Source organism: Flavimobilis marinus (assembly GCF_900113055.1).
In the GTDB taxonomy this organism is placed as follows: domain Bacteria; phylum Actinomycetota; class Actinomycetes; order Actinomycetales; family Cellulomonadaceae; genus Flavimobilis; species Flavimobilis marinus.
In genome coordinates this window covers 832,928-857,138 of the sequence record NZ_FONZ01000001.1, presented here as the reverse complement: position 1 = coordinate 857,138, position 24,211 = coordinate 832,928, and the positions used below count along the sequence as shown (strand labels likewise).

The 24,211-nt window shown below is 72.8% G+C and carries 23 protein-coding genes; 11 read left to right on the top strand and 12 right to left on the bottom strand.

Annotated elements, in window-relative coordinates; all coding sequences use genetic code 11:
* The first annotated feature begins 22 nt into the window (after positions 1 to 22).
* Entirely contained in the window at positions 23 to 1,183 is a 1,161-nt protein-coding gene (locus BMZ30_RS03955; RefSeq protein WP_177191281.1) for a GDSL-type esterase/lipase family protein, read from the top strand.
* Here BMZ30_RS03955 and BMZ30_RS03950 read toward each other — a convergent pair.
* Entirely contained in the window at positions 1,169 to 1,891 is a 723-nt protein-coding gene (locus BMZ30_RS03950) for a DUF4232 domain-containing protein (protein WP_093375225.1), read from the bottom strand. The two genes, BMZ30_RS03955 and BMZ30_RS03950, sit on opposite strands and share 15 nt — an antisense overlap.
* 385 nt (positions 1,892 to 2,276) lie before the next feature.
* Complete coding sequence (locus BMZ30_RS03945) at positions 2,277 to 2,582, bottom strand: MGMT family protein (protein WP_093375223.1); 306 nt, start codon at positions 2,580 to 2,582, stop codon at positions 2,277 to 2,279.
* A 69-nt stretch (positions 2,583 to 2,651) separates the two neighbouring features.
* Here BMZ30_RS03945 and BMZ30_RS03940 point away from each other — a divergent pair, with 69 nt between their 5' ends.
* Both BMZ30_RS03940 and BMZ30_RS03935 read left to right on the top strand, forming a co-directional pair.
* A complete protein-coding gene (locus BMZ30_RS03940; RefSeq protein WP_093375221.1) occupies positions 2,652 to 3,983 on the top strand; it encodes a GNAT family N-acetyltransferase in 1,332 nt (443 codons plus the stop codon).
* Between the two features lie 101 nt (positions 3,984 to 4,084).
* Positions 4,085 to 5,320: a BaiN/RdsA family NAD(P)/FAD-dependent oxidoreductase gene (locus BMZ30_RS03935; protein ID WP_093375219.1), complete on the top strand. Its 1,236-nt coding sequence runs from the start codon at positions 4,085 to 4,087 to the stop codon at positions 5,318 to 5,320.
* 7 nt (positions 5,321 to 5,327) lie between these two features.
* Here the strand turns inward: BMZ30_RS03935 and BMZ30_RS03930 are convergent, their stop codons facing one another.
* Both BMZ30_RS03930 and BMZ30_RS03925 read right to left on the bottom strand, forming a co-directional pair.
* On the bottom strand, positions 5,328 to 6,368 hold the full coding sequence (locus tag BMZ30_RS03930) for an Fpg/Nei family DNA glycosylase (protein WP_093375217.1): 1,041 nt from the start codon (positions 6,366 to 6,368) through the stop codon (positions 5,328 to 5,330).
* A 10-nt stretch (positions 6,369 to 6,378) separates the two neighbouring features.
* Positions 6,379 to 6,828 carry a ribose-5-phosphate isomerase gene (locus BMZ30_RS03925; RefSeq protein ID WP_093375215.1) on the bottom strand — a complete coding sequence of 150 codons (450 nt, stop codon included), beginning with the start codon at positions 6,826 to 6,828 and terminating at the stop codon, positions 6,379 to 6,381.
* 103 nt (positions 6,829 to 6,931) lie between these two features.
* Here BMZ30_RS03925 and BMZ30_RS03920 point away from each other — a divergent pair, with 103 nt between their 5' ends.
* The gene (locus tag BMZ30_RS03920) at positions 6,932 to 7,633 is read left to right on the top strand and encodes a hypothetical protein (RefSeq protein ID WP_093375213.1); all 702 of its coding nucleotides are present in this window, start codon (positions 6,932 to 6,934) and stop codon (positions 7,631 to 7,633) included.
* 4 nt (positions 7,634 to 7,637) lie between these two features.
* The gene (locus BMZ30_RS03915) at positions 7,638 to 9,641 is read left to right on the top strand and encodes a M13 family metallopeptidase (protein WP_093375211.1); all 2,004 of its coding nucleotides are present in this window, start codon (positions 7,638 to 7,640) and stop codon (positions 9,639 to 9,641) included.
* Positions 9,642 to 9,753: 112 nt separating this feature from the next.
* Here the strand turns inward: BMZ30_RS03915 and BMZ30_RS13670 are convergent, their stop codons facing one another.
* Positions 9,754 to 10,410, bottom strand: a complete 657-nt coding sequence (locus BMZ30_RS13670) for a DUF6636 domain-containing protein (RefSeq protein ID WP_177191265.1) — start codon at positions 10,408 to 10,410, stop codon at positions 9,754 to 9,756.
* Between the two features lie 78 nt (positions 10,411 to 10,488).
* On the bottom strand, positions 10,489 to 11,112 hold the full coding sequence (locus tag BMZ30_RS03905) for a mycothiol-dependent nitroreductase Rv2466c family protein (protein ID WP_093375207.1): 624 nt from the start codon (positions 11,110 to 11,112) through the stop codon (positions 10,489 to 10,491).
* A gap of 164 nt (positions 11,113 to 11,276) precedes the next feature.
* On the opposite strand from BMZ30_RS03905, the gene pepN reads away from it, so the two are divergent.
* Positions 11,277 to 13,841 (top strand): aminopeptidase N, encoded by a 2,565-nt coding sequence (gene pepN, locus BMZ30_RS03900; RefSeq protein ID WP_093375205.1) that lies wholly within the window; start codon positions 11,277 to 11,279, stop codon positions 13,839 to 13,841.
* Positions 13,842 to 13,966: 125 nt separating this feature from the next.
* Here the strand turns inward: pepN and BMZ30_RS03895 are convergent, their stop codons facing one another.
* Complete coding sequence (locus BMZ30_RS03895; protein ID WP_229828264.1) at positions 13,967 to 14,677, bottom strand: DUF5701 family protein; 711 nt, start codon at positions 14,675 to 14,677, stop codon at positions 13,967 to 13,969.
* 158 nt (positions 14,678 to 14,835) lie between these two features.
* Positions 14,836 to 16,944, bottom strand: a complete 2,109-nt coding sequence (malQ, locus tag BMZ30_RS03890; protein WP_093375203.1) for a 4-alpha-glucanotransferase — start codon at positions 16,942 to 16,944, stop codon at positions 14,836 to 14,838.
* A 183-nt stretch (positions 16,945 to 17,127) separates the two neighbouring features.
* Here malQ and BMZ30_RS03885 point away from each other — a divergent pair, with 183 nt between their 5' ends.
* Positions 17,128 to 18,213, top strand: a complete 1,086-nt coding sequence (locus BMZ30_RS03885) for a mechanosensitive ion channel family protein (RefSeq protein WP_177191264.1) — start codon at positions 17,128 to 17,130, stop codon at positions 18,211 to 18,213.
* A gap of 41 nt (positions 18,214 to 18,254) precedes the next feature.
* Here the strand turns inward: BMZ30_RS03885 and BMZ30_RS03880 are convergent, their stop codons facing one another.
* Both BMZ30_RS03880 and BMZ30_RS03875 read right to left on the bottom strand, forming a co-directional pair.
* Complete coding sequence (locus BMZ30_RS03880) at positions 18,255 to 18,695, bottom strand: PTS sugar transporter subunit IIA (RefSeq protein ID WP_093375199.1); 441 nt, start codon at positions 18,693 to 18,695, stop codon at positions 18,255 to 18,257.
* 14 nt (positions 18,696 to 18,709) lie between these two features.
* A complete protein-coding gene (locus BMZ30_RS03875) occupies positions 18,710 to 18,940 on the bottom strand; it encodes a PTS sugar transporter subunit IIB (protein ID WP_093375197.1) in 231 nt (76 codons plus the stop codon).
* Positions 18,941 to 19,054: 114 nt separating this feature from the next.
* On the opposite strand from BMZ30_RS03875, the gene ptsP reads away from it, so the two are divergent.
* The 3 genes from ptsP (at position 19,055) to BMZ30_RS03860 (ending at position 22,071) form a co-directional block, all read left to right on the top strand.
* A complete protein-coding gene (gene ptsP, locus BMZ30_RS03870) occupies positions 19,055 to 20,743 on the top strand; it encodes a phosphoenolpyruvate--protein phosphotransferase (RefSeq protein ID WP_093375195.1) in 1,689 nt (562 codons plus the stop codon).
* A 67-nt stretch (positions 20,744 to 20,810) separates the two neighbouring features.
* Positions 20,811 to 21,194 (top strand): globin, encoded by a 384-nt coding sequence (locus BMZ30_RS03865; RefSeq protein WP_093375193.1) that lies wholly within the window; start codon positions 20,811 to 20,813, stop codon positions 21,192 to 21,194.
* A gap of 28 nt (positions 21,195 to 21,222) precedes the next feature.
* On the top strand, positions 21,223 to 22,071 hold the full coding sequence (locus BMZ30_RS03860; RefSeq protein WP_093375751.1) for an acyl-CoA thioesterase: 849 nt from the start codon (positions 21,223 to 21,225) through the stop codon (positions 22,069 to 22,071).
* Between the two features lie 89 nt (positions 22,072 to 22,160).
* Here the strand turns inward: BMZ30_RS03860 and BMZ30_RS03855 are convergent, their stop codons facing one another.
* Positions 22,161 to 22,649, bottom strand: coding sequence for a hypothetical protein (locus BMZ30_RS03855; RefSeq protein ID WP_093375191.1), 489 nt, complete (start codon positions 22,647 to 22,649; stop codon positions 22,161 to 22,163).
* A 95-nt stretch (positions 22,650 to 22,744) separates the two neighbouring features.
* On the opposite strand from BMZ30_RS03855, the gene BMZ30_RS03850 reads away from it, so the two are divergent.
* Complete coding sequence (locus BMZ30_RS03850) at positions 22,745 to 23,731, top strand: DNA topoisomerase IB (RefSeq protein WP_093375189.1); 987 nt, start codon at positions 22,745 to 22,747, stop codon at positions 23,729 to 23,731.
* A gap of 10 nt (positions 23,732 to 23,741) precedes the next feature.
* Here BMZ30_RS03850 and BMZ30_RS03845 read toward each other — a convergent pair whose 3' ends face one another.
* Positions 23,742 to 24,203: an acyl-CoA thioesterase gene (locus BMZ30_RS03845; protein ID WP_093375187.1), complete on the bottom strand. Its 462-nt coding sequence runs from the start codon at positions 24,201 to 24,203 to the stop codon at positions 23,742 to 23,744.
* Between the last annotated feature and the right edge of the window lie 8 nt (positions 24,204 to 24,211).

Sequence of the window (24,211 nt, the reverse complement as noted above, 5' to 3'; positions counted from 1 at the left end):
GGAGGTTCGACCTGTGTCCCCCATGCACCACTGGATCCGCACGCCCCTGACCGCCGACGTCGTCCGCGGCGCCCTCGAGCTCGAGCCCACCGTCCGCGGGGTGCAGCCGCACCGGCTGCCCGCCTGGGCGCGCGCGCAGGGCGCTGACGCCCAGCTGTCGATGGTCGAGTCCCAGCCGGCGGGGGTGCGCCTCGCGTTCCGCACGGCGGCCACGGTGATCGAGCTGGACGCCCACCCGACGCGCTACTCCTACGTGGGCGCGCCGGCCCGGCCCGACGGCGTCTACGACCTCGTCGTCGACGGTCGGCTGACCGCCCAGGCGAGCGTCGTCGGCGGCACGAGCGTCGCGATCGACATGGCGACCGGCGTGCCTGACGTCCGCCCCGGTGAGCCGGGCACGATCCGCTTCGACGGGCTCGAGGCGCGGGAGAAGGACGTCGAGCTCTGGCTGCCGCACAACGAGACGACCGAGCTCGTCGAGCTGCGGACGGACGCCACGGTGGCTCCCCTCGTGCGCGCGGGCAGGCGCGTGTGGGTGCAGCACGGCAGCTCGATCAGCCACGGCTCGAACGCGACCAGCCCGTCGGCGACCTGGCCGGCGCTGGCCGCGGCCACAGGTGGCGTCGAGCTCGTGAACCTCGGCTTCGGGGGCAGCGCGATGCTGGACCCGTTCGTCGCGCGAGTCATCCGCGACATGCCAGCCGACCTCATCTCCGTGAAGATCGGCATCAACCTCGTCAACGCCGACGTCATGCGCCTGCGGGCCTTCGGGCCGGCGGTGCACGGGTTCCTCGACACGATCCGCGATGGGCACCCCGAGACGCCGCTCGTCGTCGTCTCACCGATCTTCTGCCCGATCCACGAGGACACCCCCGGGCCTGGCGCCTTCGACATGGCGGCACTCGCTGAGGGCCGGATGCAGTTCCGCGCGACCGGCGACCCGTCCGAGCGCGCCGCGGGCAAGCTCACGCTGCGGGTCATCCGCGACGAGCTCGCGCGGATCGTCGCCCAGCGCTCGGCGGACGACCCGCACCTGACGTACCTCGACGGGCTCGAGCTCTACGGGGAGGCGGACTTCGCCGAGGTGCCGCTCCCCGATGCCCTGCACCCCGACACGGCGGGGCACGCGCGGATCGGGGCGCGGTTCGCGGAGCGCGTGCTCGGGGCGTCAGACCCCCGGTGAGTCGCTCGCGTCCGGGACCTCAGGCGCCGCAGAGAACGGCCCGACCCGCACGGTCGTGAGCATCCCGATGTCGATGCCGGTGTCCGGCTCACCCGGCGGACCGTCCATCGAGACGGCATGGCCGAGAGCCTCCTGGCCGGTGGCGAGCTGGACGACGAGGAGCGACACCGGCTCCGACGCTGCCCCTGCGAGCTCGCCCGTCCACTCGACGTTGGCCTGGGCGCGCTCGCCAGGCGCCACCGTCACGGTCGTCGGCTCGGCATCGGCGTGGATCGGGTCGCGGTGCTCGACGTCGAGAAGGAACGTCGAGCCCCAGGCACCGCGGGCCCCCAGGCCCGGGTAGCCCTCGACCGTGCAGGCCTCCGCAGACGCGTTCTCGACGGCGAGCACCCCGAACCGGTGCCCGAGCGCGGCGTCCGTGAACGTGAGGGTGACGGCGACGTCGTCGGGTGCACAGGACTCGTCCGTCACGGCCCCGGATGCGGGCAGGCGCACGATGTCTGCGAGCTGGCTGGCGTCGAGCGCAGCATCAGGTGTCGGCTCCGCGCTGTCCGGGGACTCGTCCCAGCCGGGTGCGAGGTCGTCCGCGCCGGGTGAGGTCGCCCCGGGGGTTGCCACTGGCGGTGGCTCTTCCGCCGGCGACGCGCAGCCGCCGACACCGAGCGCGACCGCGCCGAGCAGGACCGCGGCGCGAGGGAGGGAGAGCATCCGCCGATGCTACCGCCGCGTCGGGCGCCCCTACCGATGGCGGGGACGCCCGACGCCACGAAGGTGCCGCCCCACGGTGCCCGGACCGGCGGTTGTCATCATCCCGGTCGTTGAACCGCCCCGAGCTGTTCGGGGCCGTCACCGTGGTGCCCTCGGCCATGGGCTGTTCCGGGCCAACGGACCCGGGCAACACATGCCGATACGTACTGCCTCTCCCGTGCGGCACGGGACGGGAGAGCAACGCGAGCAGGTGAGCCGCGGGATCTCTCCGGCGCGGCGGGTGGGCAGCGGAGCTGCCCGGTTCATGACCTGCATCTGACCTGCATCCTCTCCAACAGGGGGAGGCACGTTTATGTTCCCGCGTCCCGGGACGGCTGTCACGGCATTATTCGCCGGACCTCCACCGGCACCCCGGAGCCACCCGCCCGGCGGCGGTGATCGTCGTCCCCTCAGCCCGGAGCCGGTCGAGCGCCGTCTGCCGCTTGTGCACCGGCGGCAGCCCCTGGGCATTCACCACGCGCCACCACGGCACTGCTCCCCCGGCGTCGCGCAGTGCGGTCCCCACCTGTCGCGGGCCGCCGCGCTCGAGCACGCGGCCGACGACCTCGGCGATGTCCCCGTACGTCATGACCCGGCCGGCGGGGATCTGCTCGACGACGTCCAGCACCGCCTCCACATACTCCTCGTCCATGGCGGGCAACCTACCCGGTCGCAGGAAAACCCTGGTCACGGACGCGGGCGGCCTGCCACTGTGGCATCTATGACCCTCCCCGACGGCTACCGCCTCCGTCCCCTGTCCGCCGACGACAAGCGCGCCGTGATCCAGCTGGACCTGTGGGCGTTCCCCAGCGGGGTCGACCTCGAGACGCAGGAGAAGCTGCCCCTCGAGCTGCCGTGGGACCGGTTCGTCGGCGTCGTGCGGGACGAGCCCGACGAGTCGGCCGTCCCGCTCGACGGCGCGCTCCCGACGACGGAGCTCGTCGCGATGCACGGCTCCTACCCGTTCGAGCACTTCAACGTCCCCGGCGCCGAGACGCGCGTGAGCGGCCTGACGTGGGTGGGCGTGCACCCGGCGCACCGCCGCCGCGGGATCCTGAGCGCGATGATCGACCACCACCTCGCGCAGTGCCGGGAGCGCGGCGAAGCGATCTCCGCGCTGTTCGCCGCGGAGGCAGCGATCTACGGCCGGTTCGGCTACGGCCTCGCCGCCCACGACGTGCGCCTGACGATCCCCCGCGGCGCGAAGCTCCGTCCCGTCACCGGGTCCACCGAGCACAGCGCGCGCCTCGAGGAGCTCACCGCCGAGAACCACCTCGAGCTGGTCGACTCCCTGCACCGGGAGGCGGGCCGCCGGCCCCTCGGCGTCGGGGCCCCGCACGGCGCGCTGCTCAACCGCCCCGGGTGGGCGACCCGCGACACCCCCGAGATGCGCCGTCGCCACCTCGAGGACCTGCCCCCGTTCCGGGGCGGCAAGGAGACCCGGCGGATCGTCGTCGTCGAGCGCAACGGGGAGGCCCGCGGCTACGCGACGTTCCGGCGCGAGGTGCGCTGGGAGGACGAGGGTCCCCGCGGAACCGTGCACCTGAGCGAGATCGTCGCGCTCGACGCCGCCGCGGCCCACGCACTGTGGTCCGTGCTGCTCGACCTGGACCTCACGAGCGAGGTCGCGACCTTCGTCGTGGCCCCCGACGACGCGATCCTGTCGCTGCTCGTCGACCCGCGGGCCGCGCGGACGAAGGGCGCCGACAACGTCTGGGTCCGCCTGGTCGACGTTCCCTCCGCCCTGGCGCAGCGGCGTTACGCGGCGGACGTCGACGTCGTGGTCCGGGTCGAGGATGCGCGCCTGCCGGAGAACACCGGGAGCTACCGCGTGCGCGCCCAGGCGTTCGCCGCGCCGTCGGTCGAGCGCACCGACGACGCCGCTGACCTGTCGCTCGACGTCCGAGAGCTCGCCGCGGCCTACCTGGGCGGCACGACGCTCGCGTCCCTCGCTCTGGCGGGTCTGGTCACCGAGCACACGACGGGGTCCCTCGCGACGGCGTCGGCCGCGTTCGCGTGGCCCGTCCAGCCGGTCTCGAGCTTCATCTTCTAGCCTCGACGGTGTCGCCCGCGCCCGGTGGCCCGGGCGGCGCCGGCGCTCGGCTATCTTCGGGAGATGCTCCTCCTCCCCGCCGACGTCGTCCGGCCCGGTCGATGAGAACCGCGAGCATCGTCGGCGGCGGACCCGCCGGGCTGATCGCCGCCGAGGAGCTCGCCCGCGCGGGCGTCACGGTCACCGTTTACGAGCACACCAACGCCGTCTGCCGGAAGTTCCTCCTCGCCGGCCGCGGGGGCCTGAACATCACGCACTCCGAGCCCCTCACGCGCATGCTCACGCGCTACGGCACGTCCGCGGACCGGCTGGCGCCGATGCTCACGGCATTCGACGCGGCGGCATTGCGTCACTGGTGCGCGGGCCTGGGCCAGGAGACCTTCGTCGGGTCGAGCGGGCGCGTCTTCCCCGTCGCGTTCCGGGCGACGCCGCTCGTCCGCGCCTGGCTCGCCCGCCTCGACGAGCTCGGGGTGCGCATCGAGACCCGGCGCCGCTGGACGGCCTGGACCGACCAGCCCGGCGAGCTGCGGTTCGCCGGCTCCGACGGCGTCGAGACCACGACGCGCAGCGACGTCGCGGTCTTCGCGCTCGGGGGCGCGTCGTGGCCGCGGCTGGGCTCCGACGGCGGCTGGGTCGAGGCGTTCCGTGAGCACGGCGTGCGCGTCGCGCCCCTGCGCGCCGCGAACGTCGGGGTCGAGGCATCGTGGTCCGAGGTCTTCGCCGACCGGTTCGCCGGGACGCCGCTGAAGAACGTCGCCGTCACCGTCCGCGGCCAGCACGGGTTCGTGGGCCGCGGGGACGCGATGATCACGCGGCACGGGATCGAGGGTGGCCCGGTCTACGCGATCGGCGCGGCGATCCGAGACGCACTCGACGGCCCGCCGCCGTGCGTCCTCGAGGTCGACCTGCGGCCGGACCTCAGCATCGAGCACCTCACCGACCGGCTGGCCCGCCGCCGCCGCCCCAAGGACTCCACCTCTACGTGGCTGCGCCGCACCGTCGGGCTCGACCCCGTGGGCGCCGCGCTGCTGCGCGAGGCGAGCGGCGGCGCGATCACCCAGGAGCCCGCCGCGGCCGCTGCGCTGATCAAGGCCGTGCCCGTCACGGTCACCACGACCAGGCCGATCGACCGCGCCATCTCCACGGCCGGTGGGGTCGCGTGGTCAGACGTCGACGACGCCCTGATGCTGTACGCGCGCCCGGGCACGTTCGTCGCGGGTGAGATGCTCGACTGGGAGGCACCCACGGGCGGCTACCTGCTGCAGGCGTCCTTCAGCACGGGCGTCGCGGCCGCGCGGGGCGCGCTGGCGTGGCTCGCGCAGCACGACGCCAGCTGAGGCGCGCTCAGCGCTGACACCCGGGGCACCAGAACAGGTTGCGCCCGGCCACCTCGCGCACGAGCACCGTCGTCCCGCAGACCCGGCAGGCCAGACCGTCGCGGTGGTAGACGTAGAACGCCTCCTCGGACGGCACGGCGTCCGGCTCCGCGTCGGTGTTCTGCCGCACGCGGCCCGGCCGTGCGCTCGGCCGGTGCAGACCCCGCTCGTGCCCCAGGCCGCGGTGCTCGGGCAGCGTCGAGACGATCGCGCCCCGCGCGACGCCGTCGGTCATCAGCGCGACGAGGTCGCGCCACAGCCCGCGCAGGTCCTCCGCCGGCACCGTCGCTCCCGGACGGGCGGGGTCGAGGCGCGCGCGGTACAGGGCCTCGGCGCGGTAGATGTTCCCGACGCCGGCGGACACGCCCTGGTCCATGAGCTGCACCCCGACGGCTGTCCGCGAGCGCTGCACGCGAGCCACGAACCGGTCCTCAAGCCCGGCCGCCTCCTTCGGTGACGCTGTACCGGCCCGGATGGGATCGGGGCCCAGCTTGGCGAGCGCCGCCGCCCGCTCGTCGTCGCCGATCACCTCGCACGCCGTGGGACCGGTGAGGTCCGCGACGGCGTGCGTGCTCGCGATCCGCACCCGCACCTGACCGCGCGGCGGGGGCGGCACGAAGTCGCCCGACGAGCCGCCGCCGGCCGCGTCGGGCTGGTCGGCGTCGGGCCCGCCCTCCTCAGCCACCACGAGCGCGGGGAGAGTCTTCTCGCCCTCCCCCACACGCTTGCGGGGGGCGCCGATCGCGTGCGCGACGTCGGCGCTGCCGTCACCGGCGAAGGTCCACGCGCCGTAGAGCCCGAGGTGCACGCGCAGCCATGCCGGGTCGGGGCCCTCGAACCGCAGGAACATCTGCTTGCCCCACGCCTCGGCGTCGGCGAGCGTGCGCCCGTCGAGCAGTGCGGCGCCCGCTGCGAACCGGCCCTGCGGGCTCGTCACGGACAGCGTCTGCCCGCCGAACAGCTCAGCGAAGGTCCGCGCGAGGCGGTGGACGGTGTGGCCCTCAGGCATGGGCGAAGGCTCAGCGCGCGGACTCGTACGCCGCGAGCTGGTCGATGCGCCGCTGGTGGCGGTCCGCGCCGCTGAACGGCTCCGCGAGGAACGCGTCGACGAACGTCGTGGCCTCCTCGAGCGAGTGCTGGCGCTCCCCGATCGCGATGACGTTCGCGTCGTTGTGCTGGCGGCCGAGCTTCGCGGTCTCGACGCTCCACGCGAGCGCGGCCCGCACGCCGGCGACCTTGTTCGCGGCGATCTGCTCACCGTTGCCCGACCCGCCGATCACGATGCCGAGCGAACCCGGCTCCGCCACCACGGCCTCGCCCGCGGCGAAGCAGAAGGCGGGGTAGTCGTCCTCTGCGTCGTACTCGAACGCACCGTGGTCCACGACGTCGTGTCCCGCGGCCGTGAGGTGGGTCAGGAGGTGGCTCTTGAGGGCATATCCGGCGTGGTCGGAGGCAAGGTGAACGCGCATGGGGCCATCATGCCGCATCGAGCGACGCTCCCGCTGGCCTCGGGCTATTGACCGTGCCGCTCGCGATCCGCCAGGATCAGCCCGACGACAGGGGGCACGACCGATGGAGCTACCGCGGCTCGTCACGCTGCTCGGGATCGTCGTCATCGCGCTCGTGCTCGGCGTCGCTGCAGCGGTCCTGTGGCGTCCGCGCCGTCGCCTCGCGGTCGGGCTGCTCGCGGCGAGCCTCGTCGGGGTGGCTGGCGGCACGACCGTCGCCGCGCGGATGGCTGGGATAGGCGAGCGGCACGAGATGATCAGGTCGTCCGGCGGGATCTCCGAGTCCGCCTCCGACTTCACCGCTGAGCTCCGCCACGAGCGGCTCTCCTTCGACGGCGTCGTCTACACCTTTCGCACCGACGCTCCTCGCGACCAGCTCCTCGCGCAGCTCCAGGCGGCATACCCCGGTGGGAGGATCGCGGGCGACACGTTCGCAGCGGTGCACGCGGGCACCCGCTACACGGTGGCGCCCAGGGCCGACGAGGAGGTCTACGAGCTCGTCGCCGAGACAGCGAGGGTCAGCCAGGGAGACCACGCCGTCAGGGTCGCGTTCCCACCCGGCGCCGTGGACGGCGACCTGATCACCGTGGGCAAGCCGCAGGCCCTGGCCATCGACCGCGCGGCGCTCGTCGGCTACCTCGACGCTCTCGGGACTGCCACGCACACCGAGGACGGGGCCATCATCCCGACGTCCTCCGGCGCTCCGCTCCGGCTCACGCTCAGCGACGACACCCTGACGGCGACCTTCGCCCGGCGCATAGGGTAGGTAGATGACGACTGAGAACCTCACCGCCGAGGCGGGTGCGCCCCGATCGGGCATCGACACCGACGCGCTCGACCCGGCCACGCGCCCCCAGGACGACCTCTACCGCCACGTGAACGGCCGCTGGCTGTCGACGTACGAGATCCCCGCCGACCGCGCCCGCGACGGAGCGTTCCGCACGCTCGCGGACCGCGCCGAGGAGCAGGTGCGCGACATCATCACCGGCGCGGCCGACGGCGACCCCAGCGGGACGCTCGCCAAGGTGGGTGCCATGTACGCCAGCTTCATGGACGTCGAGACCATCGACGCCCTCGGCGCCGCCCCGCTCGAGCCCGACCTCGCCCTGATCCGCTCCGCGACGTCGCAGGAGGAGCTCACCGGGTCGCTCGGCGCCCTGCAGCGCACCGGCGCGGCCGGCGCCGTCGGCTTCTACGTCGACAACGACGCGCACGACCCGGAGCGCTACGTCGTGTACCTCTACCAGGGCGGCCTGGGCCTGCCGGACGAGTCGTACTACCGCGAGGAGCACTTCGCCGAGATCCGCGCCGCCTACACGGCGCACATCGCGCGCATGCTCACCCTCGCCGGCGTCGTCGCCGAGGACGCCGCCACCGCGGCCGCCGGGCGCGTGATGGCGCTCGAGACGAAGCTCGCGGGGCACCACTGGGACGTGGTGCGCGACCGCGACGCGAACCTCACGTACAACCCGACGACGCTCGCCGAGCTCGCCTCGAGCGCCCCGGGCTTCGACTGGAACGCCTGGTCCGTCGCGCTGCGCGTGCCCGAGGCCGCGTTCACGCAGATCGTCGTCCGCGAGCCGAGCTACACCCAGGGCTTCGCCGAGCTGTGGACCACCGAGCCGCTCGAAGACTGGAAGCTGTGGATGGCCTACCACGCCGTCTCCGCCCGCGCCCCGTACCTGCACAGCGAGCTCGTCGAGGCGAACTTCGACTTCTACGGCCGGACGCTGACCGGTGCCCAGGAGATCCGCGACCGTTGGAAGCGCGGCGTCGCGCTGGTCGAGGGCGCGCTCGGCGAGGCGGTCGGCCAGGAGTACGTCGGCCGCCACTTCCCCGCCGGTCACAAGGCCAAGATGGAAGAGCTCGTCGCGAACCTCATCGAGGCCTACCGCGAGTCGATCACCGGCCTCGACTGGATGGGTGAGGACACCAAGGTCAAGGCGCTCGCCAAGCTCGACGCGTTCGTGCCCAAGATCGGCTACCCGGTCAAGTGGCGCGACTACTCCGCGCTCGAGGTCCAGGCCGACGACCTGCTCGGCAACGTGCGCCGGTCGAACTCGTTCGACCTCGACCACGAGCTGAACAAGGTCGGCAAGCCGATCGACCGCGACGAGTGGTACATGACGCCGCAGACGGTCAACGCCTACTACAACCCGGGCATGAACGAGATCGTCTTCCCCGCGGCGATCCTGCAGCCGCCGTTCTTCGACCCCGAGGCCGAGGACGCCGTGAACTACGGCGGCATCGGCTCGGTGATCGGCCACGAGATCGGCCACGGTTTCGACGACCAGGGGTCCAAGTACGACGGCGCCGGCCGCCTCGAGGACTGGTGGACCGAGCAGGACCGCGCCGAGTTCGAGAAGCGCACGGCCGCCCTGATCGACCAGTACGATGCGTTCACCCCGCTCGGCCTCGACTCCGAGCACAAGGTCAACGGCGCTCTGACGATCGGCGAGAACATCGGCGACCTCGGCGGCCTCTCGATCGCGCTCAAGGCGTACCGGATCGCGCTCGGCACCGACCTCGACGACGCTCCCGTCGTCGACGGGCTGACCGGCGTGCAGCGCGTGCTGCTCGGCTGGGCGCAGGTGTGGCGCACCAAGGCCCGCGAGGCCGAGGCGATCCGCCTGCTCGCGATCGACCCGCACTCCCCCGCAGAGTTCCGCTGCAACGGCGTGGTGCGCAACCTCGACGAGTTCTACGCCGCGTACGACGTGCAGCCCGGGGACGCGCTGTACCTCGAGCCCGCCGAGCGCGTACGCATCTGGTAGCCAGCGCCGACGCAGCAGAACGCCCCGGCCGGGATCGGCCGGGGCGTTCTGTGTCTGTCTGGCTGTCGGTCTGGCTGTCTGTCTGTTCCGCTGGCGTGGGCCGGCGTGCCGGTCAGAACACCTGACCTCCGGCGCGGGCGAGCTGGAAACCGCGTCCCGAGGCGTCGTTGCGGCACGTGACGCCATCCTCGGCCGACTCGCACGTGAAGCCGAACCCGGTGGCCTCCTTGCCGTAGTCGAGGACCGTCGTGCCGCCCTCGGCCGTCTTGGGCCGGTCGCCCTTCGCGACGCACGGGACCTCGACGCCCGCCTCGGTCACGATGTACACGTAGCCCACGGAGCCGTCGCACGTGTCGATCGACGCCGGCTTCGAGGCGAGCTGGGCGATGCCGCAGCGCGCCCCCTCCGCGGAGATCGCGCAGGTGATGTTGCCGCTCGGCGAGGCGAACAGCGTCGGCTCCTCGGTGGGACCCTCGTCGGGCGAGGTGGTCTCGGTGCCGGGCTCCGTCGTCGTCGGCTCGCTGGGCTCGGGCGCGGGCGCCTCGGTGGCGTCCGGCGACACAGGCGCGCTGGACGTGGTCGTGGGGTTCGCCGTCGGCTCGCCGTCGTCACCACCGAGGATGACCACCGCGGCGATCACGACGGCGATCACCAGGACCACGTCGACGATCAGGAAAGCCAGCAGGCCCGGGCTCAGGCGACGTCGCGCGCCCGCACCACCGGGTCCTGGAGGGCCCGGGGGCGGCGGCGGTGCACCGGCATAGCTCATCGATCAGTCTCCACACGCGTCGGGGATGCTCGTCCCACGCTAGCGCGGACCGGGCACCGGGCGCGCCTCCGCAGAGCGTCAGTCGAAGATCGGGCCCACGGTCCGGGTGCGCTTGAGCTCGTAGAAGCCGTCGAACTCAGCGAGCAGCAGCGCCCCGTCCCAGAGCCGGCCGGCGGCCTCGCCCTTGGGTGCCGGGCTGAGCACGGGACCGAAGAACGCCCGGCCCTCGAAGGCGACGACGGGCGTGCCGACGTCCTCGCCCACGAGCGCGATGCCCTCGGCGTGCGAGGCGCGCAAGGCCGCATCGATGTCGTCGGCCGCGTTGTCGTAGCGCTCCAGCAACGCGGCCGGCAGCCCGACCTCCGCCAGGGCCTCGGCGACGACCTCACGCCGGTCGCTGCGCCCGTCCGGGTGGAAGCGGGTACCGATCGCGTCGTACAGCGGCTTCACGACGTCGTCGCCGTGCTCGCGCGCCGCCGCGACGATTACGCGCACCGGGCCCCACCCGTCGGCCAGCATCGCCCGGTAGTCCTCGGGGATGTCCTTGTCCTCGTTGAGCACCGCCAGGCTCATGACGTGCCAGCGGACGGTCACGTCCCGCACCTGCTCGACCTCCGTCATCCAGCGCGACGTCATCCACGCCCAGGGGCACATCGGGTCGAACCAGAAGTCGGCGACGGGGGTGGTGGCCTGCTCGGACATGGGACTCCTCGGGTCGAAGGGCTGACGCTGCACTGCTGTGCGTAGCGCCCGAAGGGCGTCCGCTATTCCCGCGGCCCAAAAGCTGGCGGGAGTGTGGGTGCGCCGTGACAAGATCGACCGAGCAGCACGCACGACCCGGAACCGCGCCATCACAAGGAGCAGCAGTGCCCGCAGAGAACCTGACCCGCGACGAGGCGACGCAGCGCGCGACCACCGTCGCCACGCAGTCCTACGAGATCGCCCTCGACCTGACCACGGGGCCCACCACCTTCGCCTCGACCTCGGTCGTCCGCTTCACCGCCACGCCCGGCTCGAGCACGTTCATCGACCTGGTCGCCCCCGTCGTGCACGAGGTCGTGCTCAACGGACGCAGCCTCGACGTCGCGGCTGTGTTCGCCGACTCCCGCATCCAGCTCGACGACCTCGCCGCCGAGAACGAGCTGCGCGTCGTCGCCGACTGCGCCTACACGAACACGGGCGAGGGCCTGCACCGGTTCGTCGACCCGGTCGACGACGAGGTCTACCTGTACACCCAGTTCGAGGTCCCGGACTCCCGCCGCGTGTTCGCGGTATTCGAGCAGCCCGACCTCAAGGCGACGTTCGCCTTCACGGTCACCGCCCCCGAGGGCTGGCAGGTCGTGTCCAACGAGCCGACGCCGGAGCCCAGGCCCGCCGGCGAGGGTCGCCTGACGTACGCGTTCGACCCCACGCCCGTCATCTCGTCGTACATCACCGCGCTCGTGGCGGGGCCGTACGTCGTCGAGCGCAGCGAGCTGACCAGCGCCGACGGCCGCGTGATCCCCCTGGGCGTGTTCTGCCGCGCGTCGCTCGCCGAGCACCTGGACGCCGACTACATCTTCGCCAAGACCCGCGAGGGCTTCGAGTTCTACGAGAAGCACTTCCAGTACCCGTACCCGTTCACCAAGTACGACCAGCTGTTCGTGCCCGAGTACAACATGGGCGCGATGGAGAACGCCGGCTGCGTGACGTTCACCGAGACGTACGTGTTCCGCTCCAAGGTGACCGACGCCGTCAAGGAGCGTCGTGTTGTGACGATCCTGCACGAGCTCGCGCACATGTGGTTCGGCGACCTCGTCACGATGAAGTGGTGGAACGACCTGTGGCTCAACGAGTCCTTCGCCGAGTGGGCCTCGACGCTCGCGACGGCCGAGGCCACCGAGTGGAAGCAGGCATGGACGACGTTCGCCGCGATGGAGAAGGCCTGGGCGTACCGCCAGGACCAGCTGCCCTCCACGCACCCGATCGTCGCGACGATCAACGACCTCGAGGACGTCCAGGTCAACTTCGACGGCATTACGTACGCCAAGGGCGGCTCGGTGCTCAAGCAGCTCGTCGCGTGGGTGGGCCTCGAGTCGTTCATGGCCGGCGTCGCGGCGTACTTCGCCAAGCACGCGTTCGGCAACACCGAGCTCAAGGACCTCCTCGCCGAGCTCGAGGCCGCCTCCGGGCGCGACCTGGGCGAATGGTCAAAGCTGTGGCTCGAGACCGCGGGCGTGAACACCCTGCGTCCCGAGATCGAGGTCGACGACGCCGGGGTGTTCACCTCGTTCGCCGTCCTGCAGACCGCGGCCGCGGACTACCCGACGATCCGCCCGCACCGCCTCGCGATCGGCTACTACACCCTCGGCGAGGACGGCCTGACCCGCACGCACCGCGTCGAGCTCGACGTCGACGGCGAGCGCACCGAGGTGCCCGAGCTCGTCGGGACCACGCGCCCCGACCTCGTGCTCCTCAACGACGAGGACCTCGCCTACGCGAAGATCCGCCTCGACGAGGTCTCGCGCGCCACGGCCGTCGAGCACCTCGCCGAGATCGCCGACCCGCTGGCCCGCTCCCTCGTGTGGGGCTCGCTGTGGGACGCGACGCGAGACGCGGAGGTCCCGGCGAGCGAGTACGTGCGCCTGGTGCTCAACAACATCGCCTCGGAGACCGAGTCGACGACCATCCGCACCACGCTCGGCCAGCTCCTGCTCGCCGCGCGCAGCTACGTCGCCCCAGAGCGCCGCGAGCAGATGCTCACCGCGGTCGGCGACGGACTCTGGGCGTTGGCGCAGAGCGCCGAGCCCGGCTCGGACGAGCAGTTCCAGTTCGTGAAGTTCCTCGCGCAGGTCGCGGCGACGCCGGGCCAGCTCGACGCCGTCGGGGGCTTGTTCGACGGGTCGGTCGCGCTCGAGGGCCTGGCCATCGACACCGACCTGCGTTGGGAGCTCCTCACGGCGCTCGTCGCGGGTGGCCGCGCGGGCGAGGCGGAGATCGCTGCCGAGCTCGCGGGCGACAACACGGCGTCGGGCAAGCAGCACGCCGCGCACGCGCGTGCAGCCGTACCGACGCTCGAGGGCAAGCAGGCCGCGTGGGACAGCGTCGTGGTTCGCGACGACGCCCCGAACGCGATCATCCGCGCCACGGCGGCCGGGTTCGGGCACGTGCACGATCCCGCCGTCCTGCAGCCGTTCGTCACGACGTACCTGGACGCCCTGTTCCCGATCTGGGAGTCCCGGACGTACCACATGGCCGAGGAGCTCATCGAGGGCCTCTACCCGGCGGTCCTCGCCAGCGCCGAGCTGCGTGACGCGACGCAGGCCTGGCTCGACCAGCACGCCGAGGGGGCCCCCAAGGTCGCCCCGACGGCGCTGCGCCGCATGGTGATCGAGAGCCTCGCGGGCACCGAGCGCGCCCTGGCGGCCCAGGCGGTCGACGCCCAGGCCTGAGCCACCCGCACCACCCCACGATCGAGTGCCCTGTCTCTGCCGGTCCGGACGCCGGAGTCCGGAAGAGACAGGGCACTCGTTCGCGCTTGCCGGGCACTCGATCGGTGGGGCGGGGTGTTCAGCCGTCAGACCGGGATGCTCCGGGCGCCCGCCGACGCCGTGCCCAGCCACGTGTGCGGGTTGCGGTCCCAGCACCAGCCGAGCTTGGGCGCCCGCTCACTGATCCAGATCGCCGGCACCCGCTGGTCCCCGCGGCGCGACCCCGCGAGCGAGAAGCAGCGGTTCTTGCGCAGCTTGTCGGGGCGCTGCGTCACGAGCGCCACCCCCTCGGCGATGGTCAGGGGGGTGCGTCCGCGCGCCACGATCTGGGTCAGCGCGGTCTCCGGCGTGACGTCGCAGAACTCCGAGCCGGTGTCCACGTCGGACAGCAGGTAGGCCCGGGGCCCCGGCGTCGCGCCCGAGGAGCCGAGCGGCACGCCGACAGGCACGCGCACGACGTCGAGCGGGACGTACTGCGGAATCTCCTCGGGCGTGAGCATGAGCCGGGCCGGCCGGCCGGCGAGACTCATACGGCTGGCGGCCGCAGCGAGTTCGAGCCCGTCAAGGACGACGACGAAGGGCACGTGGTCGTCCGGGTCGGCGGCGGACGCTGGATCGGGCCGCAGCCGTGCGACGACGTCGCGCAGGGGCTCGAGGGCATCTCGCAGCTGGCGCTCGGTCCGGTCGAGCAGCGCCGGGTACCCGAGGTCGACCAGGACCTGGATCTGGCGGTCGAGCTCCTCGGTCAGATCCGGCGATGCATGGGTGGGCGTGGGAGCGTGCTGTGCAGCGGGCACGAGACCTCCTGAGACGGCGGAACCGTTCCAACGTCCGGCGCGCGCACCCCATTCCCGTCAGCGACGGAGAGCGCAGCCAGCACACTCCTGACCGGTGGAGCCGTTCAGGACTGTGCTCGCTGCCACCTGCGACGCGGCGAGGGCCGTGCCGGGCGGAGTCAGCGCTGGAAGACCGCCGCGAGGGAGCGGAGCCGCGCGTTGTCGAAGAGGTCGTCGATCAGGACGACGTTCCCCGCGGAGTCCGCGAGCGGCACCTTCCAGTTCGGGTACTCGGTGTCGGTACCCGGCTGGTTCTGCGCCCGGCGCTCCCCCACGGCGTCTGCGAGGGACACCCCCAGCAGGAGCGCCGGGGTCTCCTTGATGAGCGCGTGCAGCGCCTCGACCAGCTCGCGCTCCGACGGGTCGTCCCCGATCAGCCCGCGGGTCGCGAGGAGCCGCACCATGTCGTCGCGCTCCGCCCGCGCCTCGTTGCGGACCACCTGCACGGGGGCCTGCAGGAGCCCGAGGCTCTCGCGCAGCTCCACGTGCTCGCCGGCGAGGTAGCCCGCGGTGGGCGGGAGGTCGTGGGTGGTGACCGACGTCAACGACATGCGCCGGTAGTGCTCGGGCGCGAGCGCGCGGCCCTCGTGGTCCTTCTCGAACCACAGGATCGACGTGCCGAGGATGCCGCGGTCCGTGAGGTAGTCCCGGACCCAGCCCTCGAACGTGCCGAGGTCCTCGCCGATCACGACGGCGCCGCTGCGGTGCGCCTCGAGGCAGAGGATCCCGATGATCGCCTCGTGGTCGTACCGGACGTAGGCGCCCTCCTGGGCGCCGTGGCCCTCCGGGATCCACCACAGCCGGAACAGCCCGATGATGTGGTCGATCCGGATGGCCCCGGCGTGGCGGAGCACGGTCCGGAGCATGTCACGCAGCGGCTTGTAGCCGGCGCGGCCGAGGGCGCGCGGGTGCCACGGCGGCTGCGACCAGTCCTGCCCCTGCTGGTTGTACATGTCGGGCGGCGCCCCGACGGAGGCGCCCGTGGCGAGCACCGAACGCAGGGCCCAGGCGTCCGCGCCCACCGGGTGCACGCCCACGGCGAGGTCGTGCATGATCCCGAGCGACATGCCGCCCTCGAGCGCGCCGCGCTGGGCTGCGGCGAGCTGCGTGTCGGCGACCCACTGCAGCCAGCAGAAGAACTCGATGCGGTCCGCGAGCTTCTTGCGCAGCGCGGCGACCGCCGGGCCGGCGACGTCGAGGAGCTCCGCAGGCCAGTCCTCCTCGGGGTGGACCTCCTTGATGGCGCTCCAGAGTGCGAAGTCCTCGAGGCCCTTGCCCTCGGCAGCGCGAAAGGCCCGGAACGACGCCTCGCGTGCGGCGGTGCGCGGAGCCGCGAAGATGATCTCGAGCGCCTGCTTCTTGGCGTCCCACGCGGCGTCGCGGTCGATGGGCCCCGCACTGGTGTTGAGGGGGCGGACCTCTTGCGCGGACCACTCGACCAGCGCGCGGTCGGCGGCGGACAGGTAGGCGGTCTCGTCGATGTCCTCGGGGCGCACGTACAGCGGGTTCACGAACCGACGCGACGTCGGCAGGTAGGGCGAGGGCGTCATGGGCGAGCACGACTCGGCGGCGTGCAGCGGGTTGATCAGGAGGAAGTCGGCGCCGAGGTCGTGGGCGCTGAGCCACGCGACGTCGGCCAGGTCCGCGAGGTCGCCCACGCCCCAGGACCGCCGCGAGCGCACGGAGTACAGCTGGGCCATGAGGCCCCACGCGCGGTCGCGCTGCAGCGACGCGGGGATCTCGAGGCGCTGGGGCACGACGACGAGGGTCGCCTGGTGGTCGCCGTCGGCGGACCGCGAGCGCAGCTCGTGCCAGCCGAGCGGGAGGTCGGTGGGCACGGCGAAGGTCGCGCGGCCGATCATCCGCCCGTCGACCTGGCGCGGGGGTACGTAGACGTCGCGCTGCTCGAGCTCGCGGCGGCCACCCCCGGCCTCGGGGTCGAGCTCGAGCCAGACCTCGACGCTCTCCCCGTCCCAGACGTGGACGGGGAACTGCACGTCGTTGCCCTGGCGGACGATGACGGTGGGCGGCAGGGGCTCGCGCCACGGCTCGTCCTCGAGGTGCCGCAGCGCGACCTCGATGCGCTCGGGGGAGGTCGCGTCGATCCCGAGCGCGCCGAGGACCGCGACCAGGGTCCCCCCTTCGACGCGCTGCTCAGAGCCGTCGAAGGCCCAGTACTCGGTGCCGACGCCGCTCTCACGGGCCAGGCGCAGCAGGGACTCGCTCATCTCAACCGGTGCATCCACATGCCGATCTTTGCAGATGACGTCCCGACACACCGGGCCAAAGGGACCAGCGTCGGCTGAAAGTTGCAGAAATGTTTCATGGCGCTTGTTGCACGAGCCTCTGGGAGCAACCGCTACGGCGGACCGGAACTGCACGACGTCGGCCCCTCCGCCTACCCTGGCCAGATGCTGTCACCCGTCTACGCCGTGCTCTCCCGCCTGCCCTACGCCGACCCAGAACCGTCGCCGACGAGCACGACGGAGGGCTTCCTCGACGTCGTCGAGCGGGAGCCAGGTGAGAAGAACGACTCGCTGATGGACTGGGCGGTCGGGGCGCCCCTGCGGATCCTCGTCATCCTCGTCGTGGGCACACTCCTGCTCGCGCTGCTCCGCCGCGCCATCCGCCTGGTGACCGGGCGCCTCGCCGAGGGCAACGTCCTGCCCGACCGGCTGCGCGGCACCCCGGCGGACGCCCTGTCCACGCAGCGCCGCGCGAACCGCGCCCGGACGCTGGGCAGCGTGCTGCGGTCCACGGCCAACATCGTCATCGGCAGCCTCGTGGCTCTCCTGGTCCTCGCCGAGCTCGACGTCAACCTCGCCCCGCTCCTCGCGTCGGCCGGCGTCGCGGGCGTCGCCCTCGGCTTCGGCGCACAGAGCCTCGTCAAAGACTTCCTCTCGGGCGCGTTCATGCTGTTCGAGGACCAGTACGGCGTCGGCGACCTCGTGGACTTCGGTGACGTCGTCGGCGAGGTCGAGGAGGTCGCCCTGCGCGTCACCAAGGTCCGCGACTTCGAGGGGGCGCTCTGGTACCTGCGCAACGGGGAGATCCTGCGCGTCGCGAACCGCACCCAAGGCTGGGGCCGCGCGTTCGTCGAGCTCCGCGTGGGCTACGACGAGGACCCGCGCCAGGTGCAGTCGCTGCTCGCCCAGGCCACCGCGAAGGTCCAGTCCGACCCGGAGCTCGGACCGCTGCTACTCAACGAGCCGTTCGTGTCCGGCATCGAGGACCTCGCCCAGGACTCGATGCTCTTCCGCATCATCGTCCGCACCCCCAGCGGCGACCAGTTCGAGGTCGCCCGCGAGCTGCGCGCCGCCGCGCTCGAGTCGCTTACCGCCGCGGGCATCCCGCTCGTCGGCGGGACGCGCATGACGGTGGTCGACAAGACCTCGTCGGGTGCCAGCACGGGCGCGGCGAAGGGCGGCGAAGCCGACGACGAAGACGCGTCCCGCACCGTCGTCGAGGCGGACGTGAGCGGCGAGTCTCAGCTCTGAGCGGCGTCGGGCCCTACGCGCAACGCCCTACGCCCTACGCCCTACGCCCAGGTGAGCAGAAGGTCGCCGGGTGCGACGACGTCGTCGGGCTCGGCCACGAGCCTGATGCCCGCCTCCGCCTGGAGCGCGACGACCGGGCTCACGGTGGACAGCCCCGCGGCGAGCGTCGGCGCGGTGTCCCACCGCAGCAGCACGGCGCCGGTGTCGACGACGTCGCCCACCGCCACGATCGTCTCGAAGCCGACGCCCTTGAGCCCGACTGTGTCGATGCCCAGGTGTAGCACGACCGTCCGGTCACCGGGCGCGCTGATCGCGCACGCGTGCGGGAAGAGCGACGCGACGACCCCGGCGACGGGTGCACAGACCACGTGCACGCCGGGCTCGGGGCGCAGGGCCAGGCCGGGCCCGACCATCTCTCCGGCGAACACCGGGTCAGGCACCGCCGCGAGGGGCAGCACGACGCCGCGGAACGGCGCCCGCACCTCGAGCGTCGTGCTCAGCGCATGCCCTCGAGCTCGGCCGCGAGGTTGTCGGCCTCCGGACCCACGATGACCTGGATGACCCGGCCGGAGCGCACGACGCCGAACGCGCCGCTCTCCTTGAGCTGGTCGTCGCTGACCTGCTCCGGGTCGGTGACCTCCACCCGCAGGCGGGTGATGCACGGCTCGAGGTCGACGACGTTCGCGCCTCCGCCGAGGGCGGCGAGGATCTGCTCTGCCTTGCTCATCAACTGCTCTCCCACGTTCTGCGCCGGGCCGCCGGGCTCCGTCGGGACGGACGCGCGACACCTCGAAGGGCTGTCCCTGCGGGTGACGCAGGGCTGATGTCCTAGCCTAGACCGGTGAGCCCATCCCAGCGCCACGTGTCAGGGATCGGGGTCAGCGCCGGACTCGTCGCTGGCCCTGTCGTCCACCTGCCCGACCCCGTCTCGGAACCACCCGCGGGCGTGCGCCTCCACCCGAGCCACGACCACGACGCCGAGGCGCGCCGGATCCCCGCGGCCGCCGCACAGGTCACCGCCGACCTCGAACGTGCAGCCGCGGCCGCGAGCGGGGACACCGCGGACGTGCTGGCCGCCGCCGCGACCATCGCGGCCGACCCCACCCTGAGCGCCGACGCCCAGCGCCGCGTCCAGACCGAGCACCTCGTCCCCGAGCGCGCGGTCTGGGAGGCCGCGGCCGAGGTCAGCCGGCAGTTCCTCGCGCTCGGCGGGCACTTCGCCGAGCGCGTGGGCGACATCGAGGACATCCGCGACCGCGTGATCGCTGCCCTGACCGGTCGGCCAGCGCCGGGCGTCCCCGAGCACAGCGAGCCGTTCGTCCTCGTCGCGCTCGACCTGGCGCCGTCGACCACCGCGGCCCTCGACCCGGCCCGCGTGCTCGCCGTCGTCACGGACGGCGCCGGGCCCACGTCCCACACGGCGATCGTCGCGAACGCGCTCGGCATCCCCGCCGTCGTCGCCGCCCAGGGCGCGTCCGCCCTGCTGGCCGAGGGCACCCAGGTGCTCGTGAACGGGTCCACGGGCCTCGTGACGATCGAGCCCGACGCCGCCGAGCTCGCCGCCGCGCGCGCCGCGACGGCGCGCCCCCGGGTCCTGACAGGTCCCGGGCGCACCTCGGACGGCCACCCGGTGCAGCTGCTGGCCAACGTCGCCAACCCCGAGCAGGCGCTCCTCGCCGCGGAGGTCGGCGCCGAGGGCGTCGGCCTGTTCCGGTCCGAGTTCTGCTTCCTCGGCCGCGAGCAGGCCCCCTCGCGCGCCGAGCAGGTCGACGCCTACCGCCAGGTGTTCGCCGCCTTCCCCGGGCGCAAGGTCGTGATCCGCACCCTCGACTCGGGGGCAGACAAGCCACTGCCGTTCCTGTCCATGGGATACGAGGAGAACCCCGCGCTGGGCCTGCGCGGGCTGCGCACGTCGGCGCGCTGGCCTGAGCTGCTCGACGAGCAGCTGGCGGCGATCGCCGAGGCCTCCGCCGCCGAGGACGCCACCGTGTGGGTGATGGCGCCCATGGTCGCCACCGTCGACGAGGCCGAGGACTTTGTGGCCGCGTGCCACCGGCACGGCCTCGCGGAGCCCGGGGTCATGGTCGAGGTCCCGAGCGCCGCGCTGCTGTCCGGGCAGATCCTCGCGCACGCGCACTTCGCCTCGATCGGCACCAACGACCTCACCCAGTACGCCATGGCCGCGGACCGTCTGCTCGGCTCGCTCGCGCACCTGTCGGACCCGTGGCAGCCGGCCGTCCTGCAGCTGATCGCGAGCACGTGCGCGGGAGGGGCCCAGCAGGGACGGCCCGTCGGGGTCTGCGGCGAGGCGGCCTCGCACACGGCGCTGGCGACCGTGCTCGTGGGGCTCGGTGTCTCCTCGCTGTCGATGGCCCCGCGGGCGCTGCCCGACGTTGCCGCCGCCCTGGGCGCGGTCACCCTCGAGGAGTGCCGCACCGTGGCCCGGATCGCCCTGGCTGCGTCGAGCGCGCACGACGCCCGCGCCGCCGTCCGTGCCCGCCTCCCGCAGCTGGACGCCCTCGGTCTGTGACGGGACGCACCCTCGCTCCGGGCGCCCTCGCAGGTGGCCCCGGGAGCCGGCGTGGCAGAATCGCGGCGTGACCGAGTCCTCCTTCTTCGCCGCCGTCGGGGGCCACGAGACGTTCGTCCGCCTGGTCGACGCGTTCTATGCGGGCGTCGCCCACGACGAGGTGCTGCGGCCCATGTACCCCGAGGAGGACCTCGGGCCCGCCAAGGAGCGCCTCGTGCTGTTCCTCGAGCAGTACTGGGGCGGCCCGACGACGTACTCGGACACCCGCGGCCACCCGCGGCTGCGGATGCGGCACGCGCCCTACAAGGTCAACCCCGACGCGCGCGACCGCTGGCTCGCTCACATGCGCGCCGCCGTCGGCTCCCTGGGGCTGTCGCCCCTGCACGAGTCCACGCTGCTCGACTACCTCGAGCGCGCCGCCCACTCCCTGCTCAACACCTTCGAGGACTGAGGCCACCGTGACCGGAACCACCCCCGAGATGTCTGCCCCGCTCGCCGGGCTCCTCGACGTGCTCCAGCTCGAGCAGACCGGGGAGAACAGCTTCCGCGGTCGCTCCCTGCCGCAGCTCAACGGCCGCGTGTACGGCGGTCAGGTCCTCGCCCAGACCCTGCTCGCGGCGGGACGGACCGTCGACCCCACCCGCACCCCGCACTCGCTGCACGGCTACTTCCTGCGCCCCGGCGACCTTGAGGAGCCCATCGAGTTCCAGGTCGAGCGGCTGCGCGACGGCCGGTCCTTCTCCGCCCGGCGCACGCACGCGCTGCAGTTCGGCAAGCCGATCCTGTCCATGACGGCGTCGTTCCAGGAGCCGCAGGGCGGGATCGAGGAGTCGCAGGAGATGCCCCAGGCGCCGGACCCGATGACGGTCGACTCCGCCGTCGAGAAGTTCTCCGCGATGGACCACCCGGTCGCGAAGTTCTGGACGAGCCAGGCGGCGTTCGACATCCGGCACGTCGAGGAGCCGCTCTACCTCGCCCCGGCGTCGGAGCGCACCGACCGGCAGATGGTGTGGATGCGCGCCCGGGGCCCGGTGGCCGACGACCAGCTCACGCACCGCGCGCTGATGGCGTACGCGTGCGACCAGCTGATGCTCGAGCCCGTGCTGCGCCGCGGCGGGCTGTCGTGGGCACTCAAGGGGATGTCGATCGCGAGCCTCGACCACGCGATGTGGTGGCACCGCGACGCCCGCGTGGACGAGTGGCTGCTGTACGTGCAGTCGTCGCCGAGCGCGCAGGGCGGCCGCGGCCTCGGGAGCGCACGTGTCTTCGCCCAGGACGGCACCCTGGTCGCCTCGATCGCGCAGGAGGGCATGCTCCGTATCCCCTGACTCCCCCCCTCTCTCCCCCTCCCGCTGAGTGCATGATTTTGGCGGTGTCATCGCCAAAAAACACCGCCAAAATCATGCACTCACGGTTGTCAGAAGGTCAGCGGCGGGGTCAGGGTGACAGTGGCCTGGAGGGTGTCGTCCTGGAGGGTGAGCGCCGCCAGGTGGATGCCTGTCGTCTTGAGGTTCAGCGCCTCCTGGACGGCGACGACGACGCGCGGGCCGGCCTCCTCCCGGCGCACATCCACGAGGTGCTCGGGCAGGCCACGCGCACGCAGCGCCGAGCGCACCGGCCCGATCAGGTAGGGCAGCAGCTTGTGCGCGGGCAGGCCACGGACGTGCGCCTCGACGTCGAGCACCGCCTCTCCCCCGCGCAGCCCCTCGACGCGCACGGCAACCGACACCGTCCCGGCTGCGGCCGCCGCCCAGCGCAGCAGGCTGGGCGCGTCCGGGATCAGGGTCGGGTCGAGCTCGACGTGCACGACGCCGTCGGCCGCGCGGACGGACCGCACGAGCTCCGGCAGCGGGCCACCGGCCTCCGCAAGCGCGACCAGCTCGCCCACCGTCGCCTGCAGGCGCATGGAATCTCCTCTCGTCGTGTGTCGACTCTCGTCGTGCGTCGACGGTATCCCCGCCTCGACCTGCGCGCCCGCACACCGTGGGTGACACTTCCTGCATGCCACGACTGCGCCGCGCCGACCCGTCTCGCCCCGGGCTCGGCAGGGTCGAGCGCGACGGCGAGCTCCGGTTCGTCGACGCCGACGGAGCGCTCCTCACCGAGCCCGAGGAGGTCGAGCGGTGCACGCACCTCGTGATCCCGCCCGCCTGGCGCGACGTGTGGATCTGCCCGTACCCGAACGGTCACATCCAGGCGACCGGGGTGGACGACGCCGGTCGCCTCCAGTACCTGTACCACCCGGCCTGGCGCGAGCGCCGGGACCGCGCCAAGCACGAGCACGTCCTCGCCGTCGCCCGCGCCCTGCCCACGGCCCGACGACGCGTGGCCCAGACGCTCGAGGAGGCACCGGACCTCGGGCGTGAGCAGGTGCTGGCCGTGGCGTTCCGCCTTCTCGACCTCGGCTACTTTCGTGCAGGCTCCGAGACGTACACCAAGACCAACGGCAGCTACGGCCTGGCCACGCTGCTGCGCGAGCACGTCCGCGTGCGTGCCGACGGCTCCGCGCACTTCCGGTATCCGGCGAAGTCCGGGCAGATCCGCGACTACGCGATCGAGGACGAGCAGGTCGTGCCGATCCTCACCCGCCTGAAGCGCCGCCGCTCCGGTGGCGACCGTCTCCTGGTGTGGCGTGAGGGGGCCCGCGGCGAGTGGCACGACGTCACGAGCGTGGACATCGTCGCCTACGTGAAGTCCCAGCTGGGCGAGGACGCCACGGCCAAGGACTTCCGCACGTGGCACGCCACCGTCATGGCGGCACGCGAGCTCGGCGCGGCTGGCCCGCCCCCGACGTCGGCAGCGGGCCGCAAGCGCGCGATGTCCGCCGTCGTGCGCGCCGTCGCGGACGAGCTGGGCAACACCCCGGCGGTCTGCCGCGCGTCCTACATCGACCCCCGGCTGTTCGACCTGTGGGAGCGGGGTCGCACCATCGGGGTGCCGCGGACGTCGGCGGCGGCCGAGCGCGCGGTCATCGAGCTGTTGGGGTGAGCGACCGGCGTCAGGCGCGGCGCCGGAACTTGATCGGCTCCCCGACGTACGGCTCCCATGCCTCGCGCTCCCGCGGCCCGATGCGCCGGGGTGACGACGTCGCCGTGTCGATGAGCACCAGGGTCGTCACGGCGCGCGCGTAGGTCTTGGTGCGCGCGGTGTCGCACACCTCGTAGCAGACGTCGATGCTCGCGCCCCCCAGGTGTGCGAGCCACAGCTTCACGATGATCGGCTCCGGGTGGTACTCGAGCGGTGCGAGGTACTCGATCTCCTGGCGGGCGACCAGCGTCACGAGACCCGCGGCGCCGGAGGCGTCGAGGATCGCCGTGCCGGGCGCGTCCGTGCGCCCCTCGACGTGCCAGAAAGCGCTGATCCGGGCCTGCTCGAGCAGGCGGAGAAACTCGACGTTGTTGACGTGGCCGTACGCGTCCATGTCGGACCAGCGCAGGTGGACCGGGATCTCCAGAATCATGCGCCCAA